This window comes from Cryobacterium sp. TmT2-59 (assembly GCF_004403545.1).
GTDB lineage: Bacteria > Actinomycetota > Actinomycetes > Actinomycetales > Microbacteriaceae > Cryobacterium > Cryobacterium shii.
Map to the genome: position 1 here is coordinate 1 of NZ_SOGM01000099.1, position 25,171 is coordinate 25,171.

Below are 25,171 nucleotides of genomic sequence, written 5' to 3' on the forward strand. Positions count from 1 at the left end.
CCCTCATCGCCCTCGCCATGCTCAGCCTCGGCGGCCACAAACCAGTGCTCCCCGGCCGGGTTTAACCCACGGTTACGACAGGAGAGCCAAAATCTCCGTCGAATTCGTTAGGGCGTGGGGCTCCCACGCGTGCGGGGGATGTGCGGGAGACGCGCGGGGCTGGCTCGCGAGGCCAGCCGAGGCAGGCCTAGAGGGGCTCGCCCGAGGTTCGGGCCGCCGGGACGGATGCGCCGGGCGCCGGCTCCGGCTGCTCGCGGGGCTCGTGGTGCGGCGCCGTTCCGGACAGGCGCAGGGTGGCCAGGAAGCCGAGCACGAGGAACCCCGCCGCGGCGAAGGCCGAGTAACGGGTGCCGTCGCTGAAGGCCTCCCGCGCGGCATCCGCCACGGCCGGGCTCTGCGCCTCCAGGGCCGGGATCGCGGAGCCGGCGCTGTCCACGACCGCGTCCACGATCTGGGTCTGCGTCTGGGCCGGCAGACCCGGCACAGAGGACAGCTTCTCGTCGAGCGAGGCCCCGACCGCGGTGAACAGCACGGTGCCGAGCACCGCGATGCCCAGCGCAGACCCGATCTGCCGGGCGGTGCTGGAGGTGCCGGAGCCCTGGCCGCTCTGGGACACCGGCACATCCTTGAGCACCACGCCGGTCAGCTGGGCGGTGGCCAGGCCGACGCCCATTCCGTAGACGAACAGGAACGGCACGACCACCAGCCAGGTGGCATCCGCCGTGATGACGAGGCCGAGCCCGGTGACACCGATGATCTCCGCAACGATGCCCATGCGCACGATCGTCTCCGGTGAAGTCTTGTTGCCGAACGCGCCCGACAGCCCGCTGGCCACGAAGGAGCCCATCGCGAGCGCGAGCAGCACGAACCCGGTCTGCAGGGCGTCGTAGCCGAGCACGTTCTGCAGCCAGAGCGGCAGCGAGAGGATAATGCCGAATTCGCCGAGCGACACGATCATGGCGGCGATGTTGCCGTTGCGGAACGACGGGATCGCGAACAGGGAGAAGGCGAGCAGGGTGGTCTTGCCGACCCGCTGGCGGTAGAGCCCCCAGTAGACGTACGCGACCCCGGAGAGAATCGTGAGCAGGAACACGAACGGGATGATGGACACCTCGTACGGCCAGGTCCAGTCGCCGACCGTCGGGGCATTGTTGGTGAGCCACCAGCCGTAGCTGCGGCCCTCGATCAGCCCGAAGACGAGCGAGGCGCTGGCGATGACCGAGAGGATGGCGCCGACCACGTCGACGCGGCGGGGCTCCCCCGCGTCCTTGGATTCGGCCACGAAAACCAGCACGCCGACGATGATGACGATCCCGAGCGGCACGTTGATGCCGAACGCCCACCGCCACGAGTAATACGTGGTCAGCCAGCCGCCGAGCAGCGGGCCGACGGCCACCATGCCGCCGATGGTCGAGCCCCAGATCGCGAACGCGATGCCGCGGTCCCGGCCGCGGAAGGTCGCGTTGATGATCGACAGCGACGTGGGCAGCACCATCGCGCCGCCGACGCCCTGCACCAGCCGGGCCAGGATGAGCAGGTCACCCGACTGCGAGAACGCGGCGAAGACGGATGCCGTGGCGAAGACGACCACGCCGAGGATCAGGATGCTGCGGCGCCCGAAGCGGTCCGCGAGGGTGCCGAACACGAGCAGGAGCGCTGCGAAGACGAGGGTGTAGCTCTCCTGCACCCACTGCACCTGGGTCGAGGTGATGGCCAGGTCGTCCACGATCGAGGGGATGGCGACGTTGATGATCGTGGAGTCGACGATGATCAGGGCCACCGCGACGCTGATGAAGACGAGGCCGAACCAGCGGCGGCGGGCCGCTGCGGCGGGCGAGGTGACGGCGGGGGCGGGGGCGGGGCCGGTCATGCGGATACCAATCCTTCTGTTGAGGCGAACGAGGAGCTGCGGATGCGGGCGAAGGCCGTGACGATCACGATCACGGCCACCGCGGCGATGGCCGCGATCGCGGTCGGGGTGGAGAGGAGGTAGCCGGTCAGCCGGGCGACGGCCACCCAGCCGAGGCCCCAGCAGAGCGAGGCGGCGGGGGCGAGCCGGCCACGGCCGTAGAGGGCGATCAGCACGCCGACCAGGCCGGCCACCGCGATCACCCCGACCCCCCAGACGTCGGAGCCGAGGCCGAAGCCGAAGAAGCCGGAGGCGACCAGCACGGCCGTCACGTTCGCGGCGGTCGCGACGCTGACCCAGCCGAGGTACAGGCCGACCGTGCCGTCGGCGACGATCGTCTCGATCAGGTTCTTCGGCCGCGACGCGAGGGTGAGCCGGAAGGCCCGGGTCAGCACGATCAGCAACAGCACGATCACGGGGACGCTGAGCACCAGAAGATCGAACTGGATGCTGAGGATCCAGGCGGCGTTCAGCACCAGCGAGGCCGCGATCGGGTAACCGAGGGCGCGCTGCCGGGCATCCGTCTTCTGCGCCGGCAGGAACTGCCAGATGGCGTAGGCGATGAGGCCGAGGTAGATCGGCGTCCAGATGCCGAATGCCGGGCCGCCGGGCGCGATCGGAGTCGCGTCCGCGGCGAGGGCACCGCCCGACGCGTTCTGGATCGGGGTTCCGCCGGCGGCGCCCGAGCCGATGAACGACCCCACGATGGCCAGGACGGCGCTGACCAGCACCACCGTCTGCCGCAGGCGATCGCTGCTCTGTTTCATTTCAGTCTCCTAGTAATCAGCTAGCTGATGACTTGACGCTAGCACTAGATTAGGGGCATGACCACACCTGATCCGGGACCTCCCGCGGAGAAGGAGCCGCTGACCGAGTCGATGGCCTGCTGGCCGACCGGACGCCTGCTCTCGACCGCCGCACGGCTGGTCGAACACGCCTGGGTGGAGGCCCTGGACCGGCTTGGACTCACCCACGCCGGCATGATCGCGCTGCACCTGCTCGGCTCGGGACCGCTCAGCCAGACCGAACTCGCGCACGCCGCCCGGGTGCAGACCCAGACCATGTCCCGCACCCTCGAACGGCTCGAACGGGAGGGCTACGTGGTGCGCACCCGGGACGAACACGACGCCCGGCGACACTCCGTGGCCCGAACGGATGCCGGCACCGCCGCCTGGGAGAAGTCGCGCACGCTGGAGGCGGACCTGTTTCCCGCGCTCGAGAACGCCGACGCGATGCGCGACACGCTGCTCCAGATCATCTCCGCTTCCTCCGCCCACCGCTGGTAGCACTCACCTAGTAGGACGCCTCCGAACAGGTTTGCTGCGCGGCGGTCTGGCCCCGGAGCCCCTCGAGCACCGCCGGGCTGGTCGGGGTCGGGGTCGGCGTGGGGGTCGGCGCCGGGGCCGGGCCCGAGACGGGGCCAGCCGACGGGTTGGTGCCGGGCAGGATCGACGGTGGCGCCGACGGGGCAGCCGACGCAGGGACCGACGTTGCGGGGGCGGTCGGCCCCGGGGACGCCTGGTCGAGCGTGGCACTGGGACCGAGCGCATCCGGCGCGAGTGCGAAGGATTCGTCGGCGGCGACCTTGCGGAATAGCTCAGTGGCGAGGTCCGGGGACGGCACGAGCTTGGCGCTGTTGTCCGGGTTGGGCTCCGAGGGGTACTGCACGAACACGATCCGGTCGAGGCTGATGTCCCGCAGCGCCAGCGCCATGCTCACCATGGTGGACATGTTCGCGAGCGAAGTGGAAAGCTTGAGGTTCTGGCCGGCGGCGGCGGACAGCCGAGACAGCTTGGGCAGGTCGGTCAGAGTGGAGTTGCTCTTCAGCACCCGCACGAGCGAGGACATGTAGGCCTGCTGCGAGGAGATCCGGGACAGGTCGCTGCCGTCTCCCACCCCGTGCCGGCTGCGGAGGTAGGACAGTGCGGTCTGGCCCGACACGACGCTCGGTCCGGCCGGGAGGTTCAGCCCGGTGTACGGGTCGTTGATGGGGTCGGTCAGGCAGATCGGCACGCCTCCCACCGCATCGGCCATGGCGACGGTGCCCTCGAACGAGATCAGCCCCGCGTAGGGGATCGACAGTCCGGTCAGGAGGCCGACCGTCGCGACCACGCATCCCAGACCGCCCCGGCCGAACGCCTCGTTGATCGGCTGGGCCGAGACCGCGCCCGCGACGTCGCCGGTGACCGGGTCGGTGCAGTCCGGTTGCGGGATGACGAGGTCCCGGGGAATGCTGACGACGACGGCGCTCCGGTGGTCCGCCGCCACGTGCAGCAGGATGTTCACGTCATTGAGCGTGCCGCCACGATCGCCGAAGGCCGCGCTCTGGTCGGCCGTGTTGTCGACCCCCACCATCAGCACGTTGAAGCCGCCGTCGAACGAGCCGAGCTGCGGGGCGGCGGCCCCGCGGCCATCCGTGCGGCCGTTGGAGATGTCGACCGCGTTCGCCGTGACATCGTTGGCGAATCGGGTCACCCACAACCCCGCCAGGACCGTGCCGCTGACCAACACGACCGCGAGGGTGCTCGCGGTGAACTCGAGCAACGGCAGCCCCGTGCTGTGCCAACGGGAGCGGCGCCGGTGCCGCACCGGAACGGTGCCGTGGCGGCGCCCCGGCTCGGCCAGTTCGTCGGGTTGCCCATCCGGAGCCACCGGTCCCTCCCGCCACTCGAGTATGCGAAACTGCGGAGATGCTCATCAACGGAGTGCACCACATCGCCATTATTGCCAGCGACTACGAAGTGTCCAAGGCCTTCTATCTCGAGATTCTGGGGTGCACCCTCGAAGCGGAGTACTACCGCGCCGAACGGGAGTCCTGGATGGGCAAACTCGCCCTGAACGGCCATTACCTGATCGAGTTGTTCTCGTTTCCGGACACCCCGCCCCGCCGCAGCGGACCCGAGGCGCTCGGGCTGCGCCACCTCGCGTTCGAGGTCGACGACGTGGCGGCGGCGCACGCCGAACTGCTGGGCAAGGATGTCGACTGCGAGGAGCTCCGGGTGGATCCCAACAACGGGAAGGCAATGTTCTTCTTCCGGGACCCCGACGGCCTGCCGCTGGAGGTCTACGAACGCTGACCCGGTTTCGGGGGCGATCGGTAGAGTGGCCCGCGCCATCGTCGCCTCCGCCCCGCAGGCGGAGTTGTTCCTGTATCCCGGTGATCAGCATTACTTCGCCGACAGTTCGTTGCCCTCCTACGATGCCGGCGCCGCCGAGCTCCTTCTGGAGCGGGTGATCGGTTTCCTGGGCAAGATCCCCGGGTGAGCAGCCGGGCCCGGGGCCGCTAGCGCGGCTCGACCAGGTGGAAGACCACTCCATCGTCCTGTACCGACACGCGCAGGCGGTCGAGACCGGGCACGACCAGGTCGGCCTCCAGTTCGGCGGCGAGGTGGGTGCCGACGACGCCGATCGTGGCGCAGCCGGCGGCGCGGGCCGCAGCGAGTCCGGCGGGGGCGTCCTCGACGACGACGCAGCGGGCCGGGTCGACGCCGAGACGTTCGGCCGCCAGCAGGAACGGCTCGGGGAACGGCTTGCCGCGGCTGGTGTCGTCGATGGTCACGACCGTGACCGGTGCGGAAAAGCCCGCGGCGTCCAGGCGCAGCAGGCAGAGTTCCCGGCCGCAGGACGTGACGATCGCCCGGCGGCCCTCGGGGATGCTCTGCATGAGTTCCGCCGCGCCGGCCAGGATCGTGACGCCATCCGTGTCGGCCAGTTCGAGCTCGGTCAGCCGCACGACGGATGTCTCGACCAGCTCCTCCGCCACCAGGGTCGCGATCATCTGACGTGCCGGTACGCCGTGCTCGGGCCCGGTGAACGACGGCCCGAGCCCGACCTCGGCGGCCCAGCGCAGCCAGGACCGGGTGACGGCCCGGGTGGAGTCGACCAGGGTGCCGTCCATGTCGAAGAGCACCGCCTGGAAGACCCGTCCCTCCAGGGCTTCCGTCACGTGGGGCACGGACGTGTCGAGCGGGGCGGTTCCTGGCTGCGTCATTCTGGTTCCATTCGTCTCTGGGTCGGTACCCCTCAAGTCTGCGCCCCCGCCGCGCCCGGACCTATCCGGGGCGGCGTCCCGGCCGGAGCGCATCCACCGCAACTACGCTGGAACTCATGACCACTCCTCCCCGCGCCGCCAGGAAGCCCCAGCAGCGCAGCTTCCACAACGATGTGTTCACCGACGACTACGACTGGCTGCGCGACAAGGACAGCCCCGATGTGATCGCCCATCTCGAGGCCGAGAACGCGTTCACGGATGCCCGCACCGCGCACCTGTCCCTGTTGCAGGAGCAGGTCTTCGAGGAAATCAAGGGTCGCACCCAGGAGACCGACCTCAGCGTTCCCGTTCGGCAGGGAAAGTGGTGGTACTACACCCGCACGGTGGAGGGGCAGTCGTACGGCATCCACTGCCGGGCGCCCATCGCGGGGCAGGGCGACTGGACGCCGCCGGTTCTGCCCGAGCAGGTTCCCGGAGTGACGCCGGGCCTTCCGGGCGAGCAGATCGTGCTCGACGACAACGCCGAGGCGGCGGGCCATGAGTTCTACTCGCTCGGCAGCACCGACGTCAGCGGTGACTCGAGCCGGCTGCTGTACGCCGTCGACGCCGAGGGCGACGAGCGGTACACGATCCGGGTGCGCACCATCGCGACCGGCGAGAACCTCGCCGACGAGATCCCGAACACCGGCGAGGGCGCCCTGTTCGACCCCAGCGGCCGCTACATCTTCTACACCACGGTCGACGACGCCTGGCGGCCCGACACCGTCTGGCGGCACGAGGTGGGCACCGCGGCATCCGCCGACGTGTCCGTCTTCCACGAACCCGACGAACGGTTCTGGGTGGGCATCGGCCTCACCCGCAGCCGCCGGTTCCTGCTGATCGAGGCCGGCTCGAGCGTCACCACCGAAACCCGCCTGCTCGACGCCGCCGACCCCACCGGGGACTTCGCGCTGGTCTGGCCGCGCCGCGACGGCGTCGAATACGACGTGGAGCACGCCGTGCTGGGCGGCGAGGACGTCCTGTTGATCGTGCACAACGACAACGCGGTCAATTTCGAACTGGTCAGCGTCTCCGTCACCGACCCGCAGGGCGGGAAACGGATGCTGCTGCCCCACGACGCCGCCGTGCGCCTGGAAAGCATTGACGCCTTCCGCGATTTCGTGGTGGCCGAATACCGCCGGGACGGGCTCACCCGCGTGGCCGTCGCCCCGTCCATGGCCGGGGGCGGGGCCGGGGGCGGTCTCGATTTCACCGAGCTCGCCTTTGAAGAACCGCTGTACTCGGTCGGCACCTCGGCCAATCCCGAGTGGGAGCAGCCGACCATCCGTCTCGGCTATACCAGCTTCGTCACCGCGTCGACCGTCTACGACCACGTCGTCGCCACCGGCGAGCGCCACCTGCTCAAGCAGCAGCCTGTGCTGGGCCGCTACGACCCGAGCCTGTTCGAGCAGCGCCGCGAGTGGGCCACCGCGGCCGACGGCACGCGGGTGCCGATCTCCCTCGTCTACCGGCGGGACCTGGTCGCGGCAGGCAAGCCCGCGCCGACCCTGCTCTACGGCTACGGGTCGTACGAGATCAGCATCGACCCGTCGTTCAGCATCGCCCGGCTCAGCCTGCTCGACCGCGGCATGATCTTCGCGATCGCGCACGTGCGCGGCGGCGGCGAACTCGGCCGGCTCTGGTACGAGAACGGCAAGAAGCTGCACAAGCGCAACAGCTTCACGGACTTCATCGACTGCGCCCAGCACCTGATCGACGCGGGTTACACCGCTCCCGACCGGCTCGTCGCCGAGGGCCGCAGCGCCGGCGGCCTGCTGATGGGCGCCGTCGCCAACCTGGCCCCCGAGCTGTTCTCCGGCATCCTCGCGGGGGTCCCGTTCGTCGACGCTCTGACGTCGATCCTGGACCCGTCGTTGCCGTTGACCGTGATCGAGTGGGACGAGTGGGGCGACCCGCTGCACGACCCGGAGGTGTACGCGTACATGCGCGGCTACTCCCCCGTTGAGAACGTGCACGACACGCACTACCCGCGCGTGCTCGCCGTGACCAGCCTCAACGACACCCGGGTGCTCTACGTCGAACCGGCGAAATGGGTGGCCCGGCTGCGCGACGTGGGGGCGGACGCGCTGCTGAAGACCGAGATGTCGGCCGGACACGGCGGGGTGTCCGGCCGCTACAGCCGCTGGCGTGAGACCGCGTTCGACTTCGCCTGGATCATCGATGCCGCGCGGGCGCATCCGTCGGGTGAAGGGGCGCTCACGGCCTGAGTCGGCGGGGACCGCGCCCGCGGCCCGGGTGAGCGGCCCCGAACCAATTCGACGGAGATTCTGCCCGAATCGCCCCCAAACAGCCCGCACAAGCAGTTTTGCGGCAAAATCTCCGTCGAATTGGGTGAACACCGGACACGGCGGCGCTCCGCCTGTGCGGCCCGCGTGAGAGCATGGAGCCATGTCTGAGGCCGGGTCTCCCCCGGCGCGGGCGGACTGGAAGCGGATTGCGGGGCGCGCCGCTGAGCCGGCCGGCGCAGCCGTGTCACCGGGCGCGCGGCGCGCCGCCCCGGCCCCGCCCGTGGCCATGGGCCTCCAATTCGAGCTGCGCGAGCAGACACCCCGCACGAACGACCGCTGGCGCGGCGCCACGGCCCGGACGGTCACGTCCCTCGGCGCCGGCCACGGCGTCCTGCGGCTGGGGGTGCGGCCGGTCATCCTGAATGCCCGAGGCAATTGGGTGCGCACCAACGTGTCCTGGAACCAGCTCGGCTTCCACCTGAACCGGTTGAACCTGAACCTGGCCCACCACCGCTGGCTCAGCCAGCTCCTCGCCCTGCACCGGGCCGTGCGCGGCGTCTACACCAGCCAGGAAGCCGACTGGCTCTACCTGGACGACTTCGCGAGCCCGCTGCTCTGGACTCTGTTCGACGAAGCCGACGTGCTCGGCCTGCGGCTGGTCGGCAGCAAGAAGGATGCCACGGTCACGGTGCACCGCGAGGCCCGCGTCAGCCTCGACGCCACCGCGCACATCGACTACGAGCTCCTCGACGCGATCGCGCTCGAGACCACCGCGCACCCCGCCGTGCCTGACACCATCGACGTCGCCCCCGCGACCACCCCCGCCACCGTGCCCGCGCCCGCCGGCCTGCGCCTGACCACCCGGCTCCTGTTCGACGGCGCCCCGCACGACCCCGCACGGGCGGGCGCCATCGGCACCCACGGGGTGTACGGCTTCGCCCTGGGTCCGCAGCCGGCGTTCACCCTGGCCCCCACCGCCGGCCCGCTTAGCCCCGAACAGGCCCGGCTGCTCGGCCGGCCCGATTCCGTGATCGTGCCCGAATCCGACGTGACCGAGTTCCTGACCGAGTTCTACCCGGCGCTGCGCCACGCCCTCCCGGTGACCAGCACGGATGCCACGGTGCACTTCCCCGAGTCCGACCCGCCCGTGCTCGTGCTCACCGCACGCTTCCGGCCCCGGCAGACCCTCGACCTGGGGTGGCACTGGGAGTACCACGAGGGTTCCGCCGTGACCGCGCTGCCCGTGCTGCCTTCGCTGCCCCTGCTGCCCGTCCGGGCCGTCCGGGCCGAGGCCGGGAGCCCGGCCGGGAGGCCGGCCGACAGCCCGGCCGACTCTCGTGGCGCAGGTTCTGGCCCGGGGCGCAGGCTCGAGCATGCGCCCCGGGCCGTAACCACCGCCACGACGAACGCTCCGGGCGACGATGGCACCGCCGACGGGACGAACGACGGGACGGACGACGGGACGGACGGCGACGGGACGGACGGCGACGGCACGGACGGCGGCACGGACCACAACGGCACGGGCGACGACGGCAGCAGGGACACGGCCGCCGAGCGCGACATCCTGGGCCGGGTCAACGCAGAGCTCGAGCAGGCCGGGCAGGGGCGGCTGGGCCCGGCCGCGGCATCCGTCACCCTGCAGGGCGTGGACGCGGCCGAGTTCACCGAGAAGACGCTGGGGCGGTTGGCGCTGCCGGGCGTGCGGGTCGATGCCGTCGGCGTGCAGCCGGACTACCGCGAGCTGACCGAGACGCCGGAGCTGACCATCACCACGATCGAGACCGACCAGCGCGACTGGTTCGACCTCGGCGTGATCGTGACCATCGACGGCCGCAGCGTGCCGTTCGGCCCATTGTTCAAGGCGCTGGCCAAGGGGCGGAACAAGCTCCTGCTCGTCGACAACAGCTATCTCTCGCTGCGGCAGCCGGCGTTCGAGCGGCTGCACGAACTGATCGACGAGGCCCGCGCCCTGCAGGAATGGGACACCGGGCTGCGGATCAGCCGCTACCAGGCCGGGCTCTGGGCCGAGTTCGAGGACCTCGCCGAGCACACCGAGCAGGCCGTGGCGTGGCGCGCGGCCGTGTCCGGGCTGCTCGCCCTGAACGGCCCGAACGGAGAGAACGGCGACACCGGCACCGGCGCGGCCGCGAGCACCGACACGAGCCCCGCCCCCGTCCTCGCACCGACCGCCCTCCCGGCCGGCGTGCGGGCGACCCTGCGCCCCTACCAAATGCAGGGCTTCACCTGGCTGGCGTTCCTCTGGCGGCACCGGCTGGGCGGCATCCTCGCCGACGACATGGGCCTCGGCAAGACGCTGCAGACCCTGGCGCTGATCGTGCACGCCACCGGCGAGCCGGGCCCGGTCGAGCCCGGCACCGACCGGCGGCCGTTCCTGGTGGTGGCCCCGACATCCGTCGTCGCCAATTGGGCCTCCGAGGCCGCCCGCTTCACCCCGGGCCTGACGGTGCGGGTGATCACGGCCACCGAGGCGGCGTCCGGCGTGACCCTGACGGATGCCGCGGCCGGCGCCGACGTGCTGGTCACCTCCTACACGCTGTTCCGTCTCGACTTCGAGGCCTACCAGGCCCACGGCTGGGCCGGACTGATCCTCGACGAGGCGCAGTTCGTGAAGAACCGCACCTCCCGGCTGCACCAGTGCGCACGCGAACTGAACACCCCGTTCAAGCTCGCCATCACGGGCACCCCGCTGGAGAACAACCTGTTGGAGTTACACGCGCTGTTCGCGATCGTGGCCCCCGGACTGTTCCCCTCCCTCCGCCGGTTCACCGAGGAATATGTGCGCCCGGTGGAACGCGGGGACAACCCGGAGCGGCTGGCCAGGCTGCGCCGACGCATCCGCCCCCTGCTGCTGCGGCGCACCAAGGAACTCGTCGCCCCCGAGCTGCCGCCCAAGCAGGAGCAGGTGCTGCAGATCCCGCTGAACGCCCGGCACCGCACCCTCTACGACACCTTCCTGCAGCGCGAACGGCAGAAACTCTTCGGCCTGATCGACGACCTCGACCAGAACCGGTTCATCGTCTTCCGCTCCCTGACCCTGCTGCGCCTGCTCAGCCTGGACCCGTCCCTGGTGGACGAGAAATACGCCGGCGTGCCGTCGAGCAAACTCGACGCCCTGTTCGAGCAGCTCGAGGACGTCGTCGCCGAGGGCCACCGGGCGCTTGTCTTCAGCCAGTTCACCTCGTTCCTGCAAAAGGCCGCGGCCCGGCTCGACGCCCGAGGCACCTCGTACTGCTACCTCGACGGCTCCACCCTGCGCCGGTCGGAGGTGATCGACCGGTTCAAGACGGGCGCCGAGCCGGTGTTCCTGATCAGCCTCAAAGCAGGCGGGTTCGGTCTCAACCTGACCGAGGCGGACTACGTGTTCCTGCTCGACCCGTGGTGGAACCCGGCCACCGAGACGCAGGCCGTCGACCGCACCCACCGGATCGGTCAGACCCGCAACGTGATGGTCTACCGCATGGTCGCGACCGGCACGATCGAGGAGAAGGTGATGGCCCTGCAGCAGCGCAAGGCCGCCCTGTTCGATTCCGTGCTGGGGGGCGAAGGCACCGGTTTCAGCGACGCCCTCACCGCCGACGATATCCGCGGCCTGCTCGAGCGCTGACAGGCCCTGAGAGCGGTCAGCGGGCGTCAGCCGGCCGGCAGCTCCTTGGCGATGGCCGCCGCCCACTCGTCGATCGCGGCCCAGTTGCGAAAGTCTCCCTCGGGCAGCAGGTCGCGGCCCGACGGGATACGCCGGACCAACCGGTCGCGGCGGCCGAGCACGGCCGGGTCGAGTGCACCGAAGAACACCTGCATCCCGCGCGGCTGGAGCGCCTGGCTGAACTCCTCGAATTGCTTCGGCTCGGACTCCTTGAGCAGGTCTCGGCCCTGGGCGTCCTTGCCCGCCGCGCCGAGCGGCCCGCTGCTGAACAGCCAGACCGGCTGGGTCGCGAGCAGCTCCCGATTGCGCTTGACGAACTCGGTCGCCTCCTTGCGCCAGGAGCCCATGTAGGCGGAACTGCCGATCACGAACCCGGCGTAGTCGCCGGGGTTGTCAACGGATGCGACGGGTCGGGCCTCGGCCTCGCGACCCGCTTCGCGGAGCTTCCGTGCGATGCGCTCCGCGATCCCCTCGGTGGCGCCGTACTTGCTCGAATAACCCACCAGTATCGTCATGATTGCCTCCCGCTCGTCGTGCACGCCGGCCCTACGGGGTCGTCAGTCCTACGGTTCAATCGTATTCGTGGCGAGCCTGATCCCGGGCGTTCCGCGCACCGATTATCCCACCCTGCCCCCAACGTTCACCGGGCGACGGTTTTCCTGCTGTCATCGGCCACTGACAGCCCGTCCCCGCTGCTACTCTGATCATGAAATATGTGGGGGTCCATTGCAGTCGAAGTCAGGTGCTGATTACCGTCGCCGACTCGGCGTGTACATCGCCAGTCCGGGCACGAAGCTCATGTGGGTCATGGCATTACTGGTCTCCGCCTATGTGGCCGGACTGCTGTTGCCCGGCGACGCTCCCCGCCCCCTGCTCGACGGTTGGCTCGCGGGCCTGATCAAACTGGCTCTCGTCGGTGTCTGCTGGGCATCCGCGGCCAGAACGAGCTTCCGTCGTCCTGAACTCCTGCTGACCGCCGCGGGTGTCACCCTGGTCGGCATTTCCGACACCTACCTCCTCCTGGTTCCGGCGGATGTCCGACCGGTCGCCTTCCCGGCGCCGAACAACGTCGGCTACCTCGGGTTCTACGTTCTGATGCTGTCCGTGCTCGTGATCCTGCTGCGCCGCCAGATCCGCACCACAACCTGGTCGGTGGTGCTGGACAGCACCATCGGTGTCCTCGGCGCGTCCTCGGCGCTGGTCGTTCTGCTCACTCCCGTGCTGTTATCGATCGATGAGAACGGGACGGGCCTCTCCCTGGCACCGGGCATGGGCAACCCCCTGTTCACGCTGCTGCTGGTGGCCGGCATCGCCGGCATCGCGATCTCGCAGGGCCCGGTAGACAAGCGACGGTGGATCCTGTTCGTGCTCGGCCTGGTGATCTTCGCCTCCACCAACATCGTCTACGCCCTGATCGGCACCGGCTACGTGGTGGGCACCCCGCTGGACGCCGGCTGGGCCGTCGGCCTGGCCCTGATCGCCACCTGGACGGATGCCGCCGCCAACCCCGAGACGGCGTCGCCCCATTATGTGAACGGTACGGCCGCTCTCGCGCTGCCCGCCATCTCCACTGCGGCCGGCCTCGGTGTTCTCATCCTGGCCAGCCAGGTCCCGATTCCTGCGTTCGCGGTCGGGCTCGCGGCCACGACCATGGCCCTGGCCGCCATCCCGCTGGTCTCCCGGCAGGTGGCCCTGCGGCGCCAGGCGAGGACGGACGACTTGACCGGGCTGCCCAATCGCCGCGCCCTGTATGCCGGCGTCTCCCTGCGCCTCAGCACCGACCGCAGCCAGCGTCGCGCGTTGTTGCTCCTGGACCTGGACCGCTTCAAGGAGGTCAACGACAGCCTGGGACATGACGCAGGCGACCGTCTCCTGGTGCAGGTCGGTGACCGCCTGCTGAGCGTGCTCCGCACCGGGGACCTCCTCGCCCGGGTGGGCGGCGACGAATTCGCGATCCTGCTCGACCATTCCGGCCAGGTCGAGGCTGAGTCCGTGGCCGCCAAGCTGCGAAACGTGCTGGCGGCGCCATTCACGTTGGAGGGAATCGCCCTGCAGATCAGCGTCAGTATCGGGATCGCGCTGTATCCCGAGCAGGGCGACGACCTGACCGCCCTGCTGCGCAAGGCCGACATGGCGATGTACAAGGCCAAGTCGAACAACAGCGGTCACCACGTCTATCGCAGCGTGGACAACAGCCACGGCGAGACCAGGCTCCGCACCCTGCAGGAGCTGCGCGTCGCCCTGGAGAACGACCAGCTGGTGCTGCACTTCCAGCCGAAGATCGACCTGTCGGCGGGCATCGTCCACAGCGTCGAGGCCCTCGTGCGCTGGAACCACCCCACGCGTGGCCTGCTCTTCCCCGATCAGTTCCTCGCCCTGGTCGAAGAGGCCAACCTCATGCACGGCCTCACCCAGGAGGTCCTGCGCAAGGCCCTCGACCAGGCCCAGGACTGGGCGAGCCAGGGACGACCCCTGACCGTCGCGGTGAATCTGTCGGCCAGCTCCCTGGTCGATGCCGACCTCCCCGAGCGGGTCGGCGCCATGCTGAAGGCCCGCGACCTGACCGCGAGCGCCCTGATCCTGGAAATCACCGAGGACTTCCTGATGGCCGACCGCGACCGGGCCCGGGACATCCTGGTGCGGCTCCGCGGCAGCGGCATCCGTATCTCCGTCGACGACTTCGGCACCGGTTACAGCTCGCTGGCCTACCTGCGCGATCTACCCATCGACGAACTCAAGCTCGATCAGTCCTTCGTTTTCCCGATGGCCGAGGACCCCCGGGCCGCAGCCCTGGTGGCCTCGACGATCGACCTCGCGCACGGCCTGGGCCTGCGGATGGTGGCCGAGGGTGTGGAGAACGCCACCACCTACGACGAACTGGTGCGCTACGGCTGCGACTACGCGCAGGGCTATTTCATGTGCCGGCCCGTTCCGGCCGCACAGCTGGACCTGTGGATCGCCGCCCGCACGGGCGACCCGGCCAGGTCGCTCTGATCGGGGTGACATCGACCGGGACCTCGACCGGTACCTCGACCGGGATGTCGGCCGGGGACACCTCGATCCGCGGGCTGGCGAGGACCCTGCTGCTCCTGCTCGCCGGCCTCCTCGTCGTTGCCTACGCCGTGGGCCTGGTGGTGAAGGGCTCGGGGTTCAGCCCGCTGGTCGACGGCTGGCTGGCCATGGTCTCCGAGTGGGTCCCCGTGCTCATCGCCTGGCTCGCCTTGCGCCGGGTCGGCGGGGGCCGCATCGAGGTGGCCCTGGCGGCCGCCGCTCTCACCGCGAACGCGCTGGCGGACACGTACTACCTGGCGTCGACGGATTCCGGCGGTGCGGCGCCGTTCCCCTCGCCGGCAGACGCGGGTTACCTCCTGTTCTACGCCCTGATGCTGGGCGCGCTGGCCGTGCTCGTCAACCGCCGGCTCCGCGGATCGGCGTGGTCGGTGCTCCTCGACAGCGCCGTCGGCTCCCTGGGCGCCGCCGCCGTGCTGGCAGTGCTGCTCAGCCCCGTGCTGGACTCCGCGACGTCGGGTCCGGTCTCCCTCACCATGGCGGTCGCTACCGCCTACCCGGTCCTGGACCTTCTGCTGGTCGCGGCCGTCGCCGTGATCGTCGCCACCCACGGTCCGACGTCCGGCCGCCGCTGGCTCCTGCTCGTCGCGGGACTGCTCGTCTTCGCCGCCGCCGACACGGCCTTCGCCCTGTTGGGCGGCGGCTACCTCGTCGGCACCCCGCTGAACGCGAGCTGGAACATCGGCACGCTGCTGATCGCCCTCTGGGTTGATCGCTCCACCACCCCGCTGCCCTTGCCGAGCCGCCCGGTCACGAACGTGTCTGCCCTCGCCGTTCCGGCGGTGTCGACCCTGGCCGGACTGGGTGTGCTGCTCCTGGCCAGCCAGGTTCCCGTGTCCGGCCCGGCCGTCGGTCTGGCCGGCGCGACCATGGCCCTGGCCGCGATCCCCCTCGTCGCGAGGCAACGCGTGCTGCGCCTCCTCGCCCGAACCGACGACCTCACGGGTCTCCGCAACCGCCGGGCGTTCAACACGGATGTCCCGCTCCGCCTGGCCGCATCCGAGCACCGCCACAGCGCCCTGCTCCTGCTGGATCTCGACCGGTTCAAGGAGGTCAACGACAGCCTCGGCCATGACGTCGGCGACCGGCTGCTGATCCAGGTCGGCATCCGTCTGTCGCAGCAGCTGCGTTCCGGGGACCTTCTGGCCCGGCTGGGCGGCGACGAGTTCGCGATCCTGCTCGGCGACTCGACCAGGGAGGACGCGGCGACCAGGGCCGAAAAGCTGCGCTCCGCACTGGCCGTGCCGTTCACGCTCCACGGGATCGCGCTGCAGACCAGCGTCAGCATCGGCATCTCCCTCTACCCCGAGCAGGGACAGGACGTGATCGCCCTGCTCCGCAAGGCGGACATGGCGATGTACAAGGCCAAAACCACGCACACCGGGCACAAAGTCTATGACAGCGAGGACGACAGCCACGGCGACATCCGTCTGCGCACCCTGCAGGACCTGCGGTTCGCCCTCACCGACGACCAGCTGGTGCTGCACTACCAGCCCAAGGTCGACCTTGTCACCGGGGACGTGCAGGACGTCGAGGCCCTCGTGCGCTGGAACCACCCCACCCGGGGCATGCTCATGCCGGACCAGTTCATCGAACTGGTCGAAGAGGCCGGGCTGATGCACGCGCTGACGCAGGAGGTGCTGCGGAAAGCCCTGGACCAGGCGGCCGTCTGGCAGGCCCAGGGGCATCCGTTGCGGATCGCCGTCAACTTGTCGGCCAGTTCCCGCGTGGACATGGAGCTGCCGGAGCGGATCGGAGCCATGATCTCCGCCCGCGGGCTGACCGCGGCGGCACTGACCCTGGAAATCACCGAGGAGTTCCTCCTGAACGACCGGGATCGGGCCCGCGCCATCCTGACCCGGCTGCGCGGTCAGGGCATTCGCATCTCGGTGGACGACTTCGGCACCGGCTACAGCTCGCTGGCCTATCTCCGCGACCTGCCGATCGAGGAGCTCAAACTCGACCAGTCCTTCGTCTTCCCGATGGTGGACGATGCCCGGGCCGCGACCCTGGTCTCTTCGGCCATTGCGCTCGCCCACAGCCTCGGCCTGCGCATGGTGGCCGAGGGCGTGGACAATATGGCGGCCTACGACAAGTTGATCGGTTACGGCTGCGACTTCGCGCAGGGGTATCACCTCTCGCGCCCGGTCTCCGCCGCCGTTCTCGACGACTGGCTCGCCGCGCGGGGCGCGCCGCCCGAACTCGTGCCCGCCGCTCCCGTCGCTCCCGCCGCCCTGTAGCCCTGTAGCCACGCCGCCCCGTAGCCCCGTAGCCCCGAGAGTTCCGTAACCCCGAGAGTTCCCGTAGCCCCGAGAGTTCCCGTAGCCCCGAGAGTTCCCGTAGCCCCGAGAGTTCCCGTAGCCCCGAGAGTTCCCGTTCCGGTCGAGAGTGACCGGCATACCGGCCGCGCTCGACCGGAACGGGAACAGTCACGGTGCCCTTGTCGAGCGGCGCGCGGCGGAGTAGAAAACGGGTGGACCGGTCTTCGTCCATCGGGCGTCCGACGCCGATCCCGTAGGTGACGTAGCCCTCGAAATCACCGGCCGGGGCATACCGGGTGATGGCGTCGTAACCGATCACGGCCGGGGGAGCGGAGACGACGCTCGACTCCGTGCCGCAGACGCCGGTGCGGGTGTACGAAGTGGAGAAGATCGAGCAGGGCCGGCACCTCTACGTCGTGGCGATCCAGATCGACTCCAGCCAGTGGCGCTGAGCGCGCGCCGTGGGGCACAGCCGTGAGGGGCGACTGTTCCCGTTCCGGTCGAGAGTGACCGGCACAGCGGCCACTCTCGACCGGAACGGGAACAGTGGCCGGATCTAGACTGGGCTGGACCCGGGCTCCCGGGGCGGCACCCGGTGGACCGGGAGCGGCACCGGACACTCCGGAGACACCGGACACCGAAGACACCGGAGACGAGGACCTCTGCAGATGGACGCGTCGGTTCCAGCGGAGCAACCCGGGCAGGGTGAGCCGGGCCTCGAGCCGTCAGCGGTCGACCCGTCACGCGTCGACGCGTCACGCGTCGACGCGTCCCTGGTTGATGCCGGCGAGATCGCCCGCCGCCTCGAGGTCGATGTCACGACCGGGCTGTCCACCGACGAGGCTGCCCGGCGCTTGGCGGCCGACGGACCGAACGCGTTGCGCACGGTGCGGCCCGTGCCCGGCTGGCGCAAGATCCTCGCCCAGTTTCAGGACCCCCTGATCTACCTGCTGCTGGTCGCCACCGCGGTGTCGATCGGGGCCTGGCTGATCGAGGGCGCCGCCGGGCTGCCCGTCGACGCCATCGTGATCGCCGCGATCGTCATTCTCAACGCCGTGCTCGGCTTCGTGCAGGAGGCGCGGGCCGACAACGCGGTCGCCGCCCTGGCCACCATGACCGCGGCATCCTCGACCGTGCTGCGCGGCGGCCTGCTCACGACCGTGCCCAGCACCGAGCTGGTGCGCGGGGATCTGCTCGTGCTCGGCGAGGGCGACAGCGTGGGGGCGGATGCCCGGCTCACCGAGGCGACCGCGCTCCGCATCGCGGAGGCCTCCCTGACCGGCGAGAGCCAGTCCGTGACCAAAGACCCGCGCACCCTCCCCGCGGCCGTCGGGCTCGGCGACCGCCTGAACATGGTCTTCAAGGCGACCGCGGTCAGCGAGGGCGTCGGTCGGGCCGTCGTCACGGGTACCGGCATGGACACCGAGGTGGGCGTCATCGCGACCATGCTCGACAGCACGCAGGCGCACCCCACCCCGCTGCAGGACGAGATCAGCCACATCGGCAAACTGCTCAGCATGGTGGTCATCGCGATCGCCCTCGTCGTGATGCTCACGATCGTGCTCGCGCAGGGCGTGTCCACCCCCGCCGACTTCGTCACGGTGTTCCTGCTGGGGGTCTCCCTCGCCGTGGCCGCCGTCCCCGAGGGGCTGCCGGCGATCCTGTCGGTGATCCTCTCCATCGGGGTGCAACGGATGGCGCGGCAGAACGCCGTGGTCAAGAGCCTGAAATCCGTGGAGACGCTCGGTTCCGCATCCGTGATCTGCTGCGACAAAACCGGCACGCTGACCCGCAACGAGATGACGATCCAGCGGGTGCTGACCGCGTCGGGGCGGGTCGAGGTGACCGGGGTCGGCTACCGCCCCGAGGGCGAGGTGCGCCACGGCGGGGCGCCGCTCACCGACCCGGCCCTGCGCTACGAGACGCAGCTCGTGCTGGGCGCCGGCTCTCTCGCCGGCAACGCGCAGCTGGCGGAGCGGGACGGTGAGTGGGAGATCCAGGGCGACCCGACCGAGGCCGCGTTCCTGGTGGCCGCGGCCAAACTCGAGGGCACGACCGTGCACATGGCCCGGTTCGACCGGCTCGGGGAGATGCCGTTCACCTCGGAGCGCAAGATGATGTCTACCCTGCACCAGGAGCGAAGCGACGGCAGCCTGCGCATCTTCAGCAAGGGCGCGCCCGACGTTCTGCTGCACCGGTGCACGCGCCTGCAGGTCGGCGAGACCATCGTGCCCCTGGACGACGAGTCGCGGCGGCGGCTGCTGGCCGACATTCAGGAGCTTTCCGCGCAGGCGTTCCGCACCCTGGGCGTCGCCTACAGCAGCGCCGACGAGAACACCGCCCCGCTGGATGAGGCCGACGAACGCGACCTGATCTACGCCGGGGTCGTCGGCATCATCGATCCGCCGCGCGACGAGGTCACGGCGGCGATCGCGGAGGCCCACCGCGCCGACGTGCGGGTGGTGATGATCACCGGGGACCACCCGGGCACGGCGGCCCGGATCGCGAGCGACCTGGGCATCGACCGGCCCGGGGCGACCGCGCTGTCGGGAGCGGACCTCGACCGCCTCGACGAGGCGGGGCTGCGGGAGGCGGTGCGCGGGACATCCGTTTTCGCCCGCGTCTCCCCCCGCCACAAGCTGCGCATCGTCGACGCCCTCCAGGCGAACGGCGACATCGTGGCGATGACCGGCGACGGCGTCAACGACGCGCCGGCCCTGAAATCCGCGGACATCGGCGTGGCCATGGGAATCACCGGCACGGAGGTGACGAAGGAGGCCGCGAAGATGATCCTGGTCGACGACAACTTCGCCACCATCGTGGCCGCCGTGCGGGCCGGGCGGGTGATCCTGGACAACATCAAGAAGTTCCTGCGCTACCTGCTTTCCTCGAACATGGGCGAGGTGCTCACGGTGTTCCTCGGCGTGCTCCTGGCCGGAGTACTGGGGCTCACCGGCGCGAGCACCGAGACCGTGGTGCTGCCGCTTCTGGTCACCCAGATCCTCTGGATCAACCTCGTCACCGATTCCGGGCCGGCCCTGGCGATGGGCGTCGACCCCGAGATCGACGACGTGATGGCGCGCCCGCCGCGGCGCATCACCGACCGGGCGATCGACCGGCGGATGTGGGTGGGCATCATGTCCACCGGCCTGGTCATGGCCATGGTCACCCTCGCCACCATCGATCTGTTCCTGCCCGGTGGTCTCCTGCCTGCGCTGGACCCCGGCAGCGACGGCCTGACCGTGGCGCGCACCGCCGGCTTCACCACCCTCGTCTTCGCCCAGCTGTTCAACACCCTGAACGCCCGCTCGGAGTCGACCAGCGCCTTCCACCGCCTGTTCGTGAACCGGTGGCTGTGGGGTGCGATCCTGCTGGCCGTGCTGCTTCAGGTCGCCGTGGTGCAACTCCCGGTGCTGCAGGCCGCGTTCGGCACCGCCTCGATGGACCCGCTGCACTGGCTGGTCTGTGTGGGCATGGCTTCGCTCGTGCTGTGGGTCGAGGAACTGCGCAAACGGATGCTGCGCTCGCTCGGCCGCGCCTGACCGGTCCGTGTGATGCGCTCGTGTGTGCGCTCGCCGCTCGCCCCGCCTGCGACATCCACCCAGCTCACCCAGCTCCCCCCGCTCACCCAGCTCACCCCGCTCACCCAGCTCCCCCCGCTCACCCAGCTCCCCCCGCTCACCCAGCTCCCCCCCCGCTCCCCGTCTGCCGTTCGCCGCTCGTCCGAACGAATTCGACGGAGATTTTGCCAGAATCGGTCCAAAACAGGCTGAAATCAATGTTTTAAATCAAAATCTCCGTCGAATTGGTTAGTCGCGGTCTCCACGGTCAGGTCGCAGATAAGGAGGGAGGCCGCCGGTCGGACAGGCACCTGTGCGCGGCCCTCCCGTCCGAACGAATTCGACGGAGATTCTGCCGAAATCGGGCCAAAACAGCGCGCAATCACCTTTTTAGATCAAAATCTCCGTCGAATTGGTTAGTCGTGGGTCGCCTTGCTCCGCGCCGTTGCCTTGGCCAGCATCCGTGGCTGCAGTGAGCCCGCGCGCAGGCAGAACGGACTTGCCGGGCGGCGCAGCGGGGCAGCTCGGGCCCGCCGGCGGCTGGGGCGCCCCAGCTCGGGGCCGCCCGCCGGCGCGGGCCCGCCGGTTACGGCATACTCGGCGGGATGGGGACCGGGACCGCGTCTGCCGACTCGACGAGGGTGATGAACGCGCTGAGCTCCGCGACCGCGGCGGGCGTGACCGGCAGGAACTCGGTGAGCGCCGGCGAGTGCACGAGGTAAGCCGCCCATTTCGCCCGGGAGATCGCCACGTTCAGGCGGTTCTTCATGATCAGGAAGGAGAGCCCGCGGGGAACGTCTTCGGCAGAGGATGCCGCCAACGTCACGATCGCGATCGCCGCCTCCTGGCCCTGGAACTTGTCGACCGTGCCGACTCGCACCCGCGGGAACCCGGCCGCGGCCAGGGCCTCCCGCACGGTGTTCAGTTGCGCGTTGTAGGGGGTGACGACGATCACGTCCGCCTCGGTCAGCGGGTCCTCGCGGCGCCCCTCGGTGGGGTCCGTCCACCGGCGGCCGAGCCCCGGACTCACAAGCACCGAACTTTCAGGCACCGAACTCACCAGCAAGGAGCGCACCAGCGACACCACGACGGCGGCCTCCTCGGGCGACTGCACGGAGTTGCCGACATGCGTGACGGGCACGACGTGCAGGCCGGGCGCCACGCCCTCGAGCAGCCGAGTCGCGGCATCCGGATGCGAACGCAGCTCCCCCTCGTAGGACAACCTCGACACCGGTTCGGTGACGGCCGGATGCATGCGGCGGCTCTCCGCGAGGAAGTAGCCGAGTCCGGCCGGCAGCACGTCGTGGCCGGCACTGACCCAGCCGAGCGCGGACTGGTCGATCGGCTCCGGATGCGTGCCCTGGCTCACCTGCGGCAGCTGCTGCGGGTCGCCGAGGAGCAGCAGGTTGCGCGCTCCGACGCTCGCGGCGATGGTCGACGCGAGGGAGAACTGGCCGGCCTCGTCGACGACCAGGAGGTCGAGGCTCTGCCGGGGAACCCGGGCGGGGTTGCTGAAGTCCCAGGCGGTGCCGCCGACCACGAATCCCGTGGCGGCGTGGTCGAGGGCGAACATGAGTTGCCCGTCTTTCGCCAGTTCGGTGAACCGGGCCGGGGCATCCGCATCGGAATCGGAATCTGAATCCGCGGAGGAGGGCACACTGCCGGCCCTGGGCACCTTGCCGACCAGGGCCGGGTCGAGCCCGGCCTTCACGATCGCGGCGAGGAGAGTCTCGACCACGGCGTGCGATTGAGCCACCACCCCGATCTTCCAGCCGTGGCGGCGCACGAGGGTGGTGATCACATGCGCGCCCAGGTAGGACTTGCCGGTTCCGGGCGGGCCCTGCACGGCCAGGTAGGAGGAGTCGAGATCGAGCAGGCTTGCGGTCACGGCGTCGATCCGTTCGCGGCCGGCCGTCACGCCCGGAGTGACGCCAGCGGTCGCGCCTGCGGTCACACCCGAGGCCACACCGGCGGCCACACCGGCGGCTGCGGCGACCGGCGCCAGCAGGCCCGAGCGAGTGCGCGGCGGAACTCGCCGCAGAATGTCCACCATCGGCTCCTCGGGCCAGCCCGGTCGGGCGTCGACGATGTTCTGCGCCCACTCCTCGATCGCCGGCTTCTGCTGGCCGGCGGCCGGCGGCGCCGCCGGAGCCAGGGCGCTCGGCTTCTGAGACCACGGCTCGGTGTCCTTCGGCACGGTCTCCCGCACGAGGATGCTGTCGTCGTCGGCCACCTCGAGCACGGTCACCGTGCGGGCGGTGCGGGACCCGGGCTCGAGACGGGGGTCGAGGAAGGGGCCGGGGTATTCGTAGAGCAGGAACGGTCCGGCCTGGTCGCCGGGCTTGATGCTGCTGCCCGGCGCGAGGCGCCCCCAGAGGCGCAGTTCCCGGCGGTCGGTGCGCTGCCGGCCCTCCCGGTACCAGTCCCGTTCGACCCGGGCGCGCTCGACCCGCAGCACATCCCGGGTGTCTTCCCACGCCTCGATCGGCTGCGCGAGGCGGGCGTAGTGGCCCCACCAGAAGCTCTTCTGCTCGCGCCGGTGATAGTCGAGTGCGGCGGCGGCGAACGCGGCCGCCGTCCGGTCGGCGCTACGGTGCGGGTCGAGCGCTTCCCCGGCCACGGCGAGCAGCTCGCCGCGGAGCGGGGACGGCTCCAGCTCCCCGACGGTTTTCTCCGGGGCGACGGCGCCGACCGGGATGCCCCGCTCGGCCGCACGCGCGAGCAGCCAGTCCCGCAGGCGCAACGTCGACACGCAGTCGTACCGGTTGTAGTCGGCGATGGAGCGCAGCATCCGTTCGCCCTCGTCGACCTGGCCGAGCAGGTCGAGGTCGCGCGCCGCGGCGTATTCGGTGATCGAATCGGCCGCGTTCGTCACCTCGCCCACCCGCAGGTCGGCGCCCATGTAGAGCGGTTCGAGCTTCTTGATCGAGTAGGACCGCGACCCGACCCGCATCGCCTTCTTCACCAGCGGGAAGAGGTCGACGAGCACGTTCTGCTGCAGCAGAGCGTCGACCTCGTCTTCGCCGACGCCGTGCCGGGCGGCGATGCTCAGCAGGTGCGTGCGTTCGTAGGGGGCGTAGTGGTAGACGTGCAGGTTGGGGTAGCGGGCCCGGCGGGCGCCCAGATAGTCGAGGAAGTCGCGCAGCGCCTGGCGTTCCTCCGCCCAGGTGTGGGCCCAGAACGCGCGGAACGTGCCGTCGACCTCCACCAGGCCGAACAGGTAGTCGAGGCCCCAGCTCTCCGCGGCCCCCTCGGTGTAGAGCGGATCACCCTCGAAATCAAAGAAGATATCGCCCGCGTCGGGCGCGGGCAGCACGGCCAGCGCGGCCGGGTTGCAGAGCTCGACCGGCGGCGGCTCGTCGGCCACGGCCCGCACCTGCAGCCGGGCCTGCGTGCGGAGCCCGCCAAGTGTGCTCTCCCCGATCCCGTCGACCACGACAGCGGGCAGCCCGGCGGCGCCGGCGACCGGGTCAACGGATGCCGCGAGCTGGTCAATCGTGAAGATCCCCGCCTCAGCCAGGCGCGCGCGCTGCGAGACGCGCAAACCGGCCACGAGCAGCACATCGCGCCGCGCCTGCACCTCGGCGTCACAGGTGCCGCAGCGCCCGCAGACCGTGTACCGCGCATCGCCCCACAGGATCGGGGCCGTCTCCGCGACCCGCTCGCCGATGATGCGCAGCAGTCGTTCCCGGCGCTTGCGATACACCGGGCGGATGTCGGCGAGCCGGTGCTCGCTCACGGTTCCGTCGCCGAGCAGCAGCTGCACGGTCTCGGCCGTGCGCACCCCGATGCGGTCGAGCTGCTCGGCGTAGGCCGCCAGCTGGAGCAGCGCCGTGACCCGGGCGCTGCGGGCGAGTTTGGTGTCCTGGACGAGGTAGCTGCCGTCCGGGCGGCGCACGATGAAGTCCGCGAAGCCGATGAAGGCCACGCCGGGGGCGGTCTCGTCGAAGAAGGTGGCCTGGAAGACGGTGTCGGCGCCGGCTGCGAAGGCGCGCACGGTGTCGGCGACGACGATCTCGATGCTGGCGCGCGACATCCGTTCGGGGCGGGTGATTTCGACCACGCCCCCGGCCATTCGGTAACGCTCGAGCACTCGGGCTTCGTGCTCGTCGCCGAGCCGCGCGGTGCGCTCGAGCATGGCGTCGGCCTTCTCCGGCACGGCGGCGGCGCGGCCGAGTTTCGCGTCGAGTTTGCGCAGAAAGGCGAACTCGCACTTCGAGGCGGCAGCGAGGTCGCTCGCGCTCGTCACCACCGTCTGGGCGGGACGCGTGCCGCTCATGGTCGCACTGCTCACCGGCGTGCCCGGCACCTCGTCGCGCTCCAGCAGAAACATCGTTCCCCTCTCGGTCCGCCCGTGACGAGCGTATCGGGAGGGTCTGACATCCCCGGTGAAAGCGCTCCGACGGGCAGCAGCGCGCCACCGCGGGCG

Annotated in this window: 14 protein-coding genes; 8 read left to right on the forward strand and 6 right to left on the reverse strand. The window is 70.3% G+C overall.

Annotated elements, in window-relative coordinates; translation table 11 throughout:
• Positions 1–187: 187 nt before the first annotated feature.
• Both E3T24_RS15265 and E3T24_RS15270 read right to left on the reverse strand, forming a co-directional pair.
• A complete protein-coding gene (locus E3T24_RS15265) occupies positions 188–1,870 on the reverse strand; it encodes a DHA2 family efflux MFS transporter permease subunit (protein WP_134402455.1) in 1,683 nt (560 codons plus the stop codon).
• Entirely contained in the window at positions 1,867–2,676 is an 810-nt protein-coding gene (locus E3T24_RS15270) for a TspO/MBR family protein (protein WP_134402454.1), read from the reverse strand. The genes E3T24_RS15265 and E3T24_RS15270 overlap by 4 nt, the downstream gene beginning before the upstream one ends.
• 57 nt (positions 2,677–2,733) lie before the next feature.
• Between E3T24_RS15270 and E3T24_RS15275 the strand changes: the two genes are divergently transcribed.
• On the forward strand, positions 2,734–3,195 hold the full coding sequence (locus tag E3T24_RS15275) for a MarR family transcriptional regulator (protein WP_198415973.1): 462 nt from the start codon (positions 2,734–2,736) through the stop codon (positions 3,193–3,195).
• Positions 3,196–3,202: 7 nt separating this feature from the next.
• Here E3T24_RS15275 and E3T24_RS15280 read toward each other — a convergent pair whose 3' ends face one another.
• Complete coding sequence (locus tag E3T24_RS15280; RefSeq protein WP_134434834.1) at positions 3,203–4,561, reverse strand: LCP family protein; 1,359 nt, start codon at positions 4,559–4,561, stop codon at positions 3,203–3,205.
• A gap of 38 nt (positions 4,562–4,599) precedes the next feature.
• Here E3T24_RS15280 and E3T24_RS15285 point away from each other — a divergent pair, with 38 nt between their 5' ends.
• Entirely contained in the window at positions 4,600–4,986 is a 387-nt protein-coding gene (locus E3T24_RS15285; RefSeq protein ID WP_134365758.1) for a VOC family protein, read from the forward strand.
• 25 nt (positions 4,987–5,011) lie between these two features.
• On the forward strand, positions 5,012–5,173 hold the full coding sequence (locus E3T24_RS18100; RefSeq protein WP_241975805.1) for a dienelactone hydrolase family protein: 162 nt from the start codon (positions 5,012–5,014) through the stop codon (positions 5,171–5,173).
• Positions 5,174–5,192: 19 nt separating this feature from the next.
• Here E3T24_RS18100 and E3T24_RS15295 read toward each other — a convergent pair whose 3' ends face one another.
• The gene (locus E3T24_RS15295) at positions 5,193–5,900 is read right to left on the reverse strand and encodes an HAD-IA family hydrolase (RefSeq protein ID WP_134404443.1); all 708 of its coding nucleotides are present in this window, start codon (positions 5,898–5,900) and stop codon (positions 5,193–5,195) included.
• A gap of 116 nt (positions 5,901–6,016) precedes the next feature.
• On the opposite strand from E3T24_RS15295, the gene E3T24_RS15300 reads away from it, so the two are divergent.
• Both E3T24_RS15300 and E3T24_RS17600 read left to right on the forward strand, forming a co-directional pair.
• On the forward strand, positions 6,017–8,167 hold the full coding sequence (locus E3T24_RS15300) for a S9 family peptidase (protein WP_134402453.1): 2,151 nt from the start codon (positions 6,017–6,019) through the stop codon (positions 8,165–8,167).
• 181 nt (positions 8,168–8,348) lie between these two features.
• Positions 8,349–11,813: a DEAD/DEAH box helicase gene (locus E3T24_RS17600; protein WP_194087742.1), complete on the forward strand. Its 3,465-nt coding sequence runs from the start codon at positions 8,349–8,351 to the stop codon at positions 11,811–11,813.
• A 26-nt stretch (positions 11,814–11,839) separates the two neighbouring features.
• Here E3T24_RS17600 and E3T24_RS15310 read toward each other — a convergent pair whose 3' ends face one another.
• On the reverse strand, positions 11,840–12,367 hold the full coding sequence (locus E3T24_RS15310; protein ID WP_134365897.1) for a flavodoxin domain-containing protein: 528 nt from the start codon (positions 12,365–12,367) through the stop codon (positions 11,840–11,842).
• Positions 12,368–12,659: 292 nt separating this feature from the next.
• Between E3T24_RS15310 and E3T24_RS15315 the strand changes: the two genes are divergently transcribed.
• The 3 genes from E3T24_RS15315 to E3T24_RS15325 all read left to right on the forward strand — a co-directional run bounded on the left by E3T24_RS15315 (position 12,660) and on the right by E3T24_RS15325 (position 20,724).
• The gene (locus E3T24_RS15315) at positions 12,660–14,846 is read left to right on the forward strand and encodes an EAL domain-containing protein (RefSeq protein WP_134365898.1); all 2,187 of its coding nucleotides are present in this window, start codon (positions 12,660–12,662) and stop codon (positions 14,844–14,846) included.
• On the forward strand, positions 14,804–17,161 hold the full coding sequence (locus E3T24_RS15320) for an EAL domain-containing protein (RefSeq protein WP_134434835.1): 2,358 nt from the start codon (positions 14,804–14,806) through the stop codon (positions 17,159–17,161). Before E3T24_RS15315 ends, E3T24_RS15320 begins: the two co-directional genes overlap by 43 nt.
• Positions 17,162–17,850: 689 nt before the next feature.
• Positions 17,851–20,724, forward strand: a complete 2,874-nt coding sequence (locus tag E3T24_RS15325) for a cation-translocating P-type ATPase (protein ID WP_134434836.1) — start codon at positions 17,851–17,853, stop codon at positions 20,722–20,724.
• Between the two features lie 604 nt (positions 20,725–21,328).
• Here the strand turns inward: E3T24_RS15325 and E3T24_RS15335 are convergent.
• The gene (locus tag E3T24_RS15335) at positions 21,329–25,021 is read right to left on the reverse strand and encodes a TM0106 family RecB-like putative nuclease (RefSeq protein WP_134434845.1); all 3,693 of its coding nucleotides are present in this window, start codon (positions 25,019–25,021) and stop codon (positions 21,329–21,331) included.
• Positions 25,022–25,171: the final 150 nt, after the last annotated feature.

Excerpts from the sequence above, each read along its gene's own strand:
- E3T24_RS15265 (WP_134402455.1), bottom strand. The coding sequence starts at position 1,870 with ATGACCGGCCCCGCCCCCGCCCCCGCCGTCACCTCGCCCGCCGCAGCG.
- E3T24_RS15270 (WP_134402454.1), bottom strand. The coding sequence starts at position 2,676 with ATGAAACAGAGCAGCGATCGCCTGCGGCAGACGGTGGTGCTGGTCAGC.
- E3T24_RS15275 (WP_198415973.1), top strand. The coding sequence starts at position 2,734 with ATGACCACACCTGATCCGGGACCTCCCGCGGAGAAGGAGCCGCTGACC.
- E3T24_RS15285 (WP_134365758.1), top strand. The coding sequence starts at position 4,600 with ATGCTCATCAACGGAGTGCACCACATCGCCATTATTGCCAGCGACTAC.
- E3T24_RS15295 (WP_134404443.1), bottom strand. The coding sequence starts at position 5,900 with ATGACGCAGCCAGGAACCGCCCCGCTCGACACGTCCGTGCCCCACGTG.
- E3T24_RS15300 (WP_134402453.1), top strand. The coding sequence starts at position 6,017 with ATGACCACTCCTCCCCGCGCCGCCAGGAAGCCCCAGCAGCGCAGCTTC.
- E3T24_RS17600 (WP_194087742.1), top strand. The coding sequence starts at position 8,349 with ATGTCTGAGGCCGGGTCTCCCCCGGCGCGGGCGGACTGGAAGCGGATT.
- E3T24_RS15310 (WP_134365897.1), bottom strand. The coding sequence starts at position 12,367 with ATGACGATACTGGTGGGTTATTCGAGCAAGTACGGCGCCACCGAGGGG.
- E3T24_RS15315 (WP_134365898.1), top strand. The coding sequence starts at position 12,660 with ATGGCATTACTGGTCTCCGCCTATGTGGCCGGACTGCTGTTGCCCGGC.
- E3T24_RS15325 (WP_134434836.1), top strand. The coding sequence starts at position 17,851 with ATGGACGCGTCGGTTCCAGCGGAGCAACCCGGGCAGGGTGAGCCGGGC.
- E3T24_RS15335 (WP_134434845.1), bottom strand. The coding sequence starts at position 25,021 with ATGAGCGGCACGCGTCCCGCCCAGACGGTGGTGACGAGCGCGAGCGAC.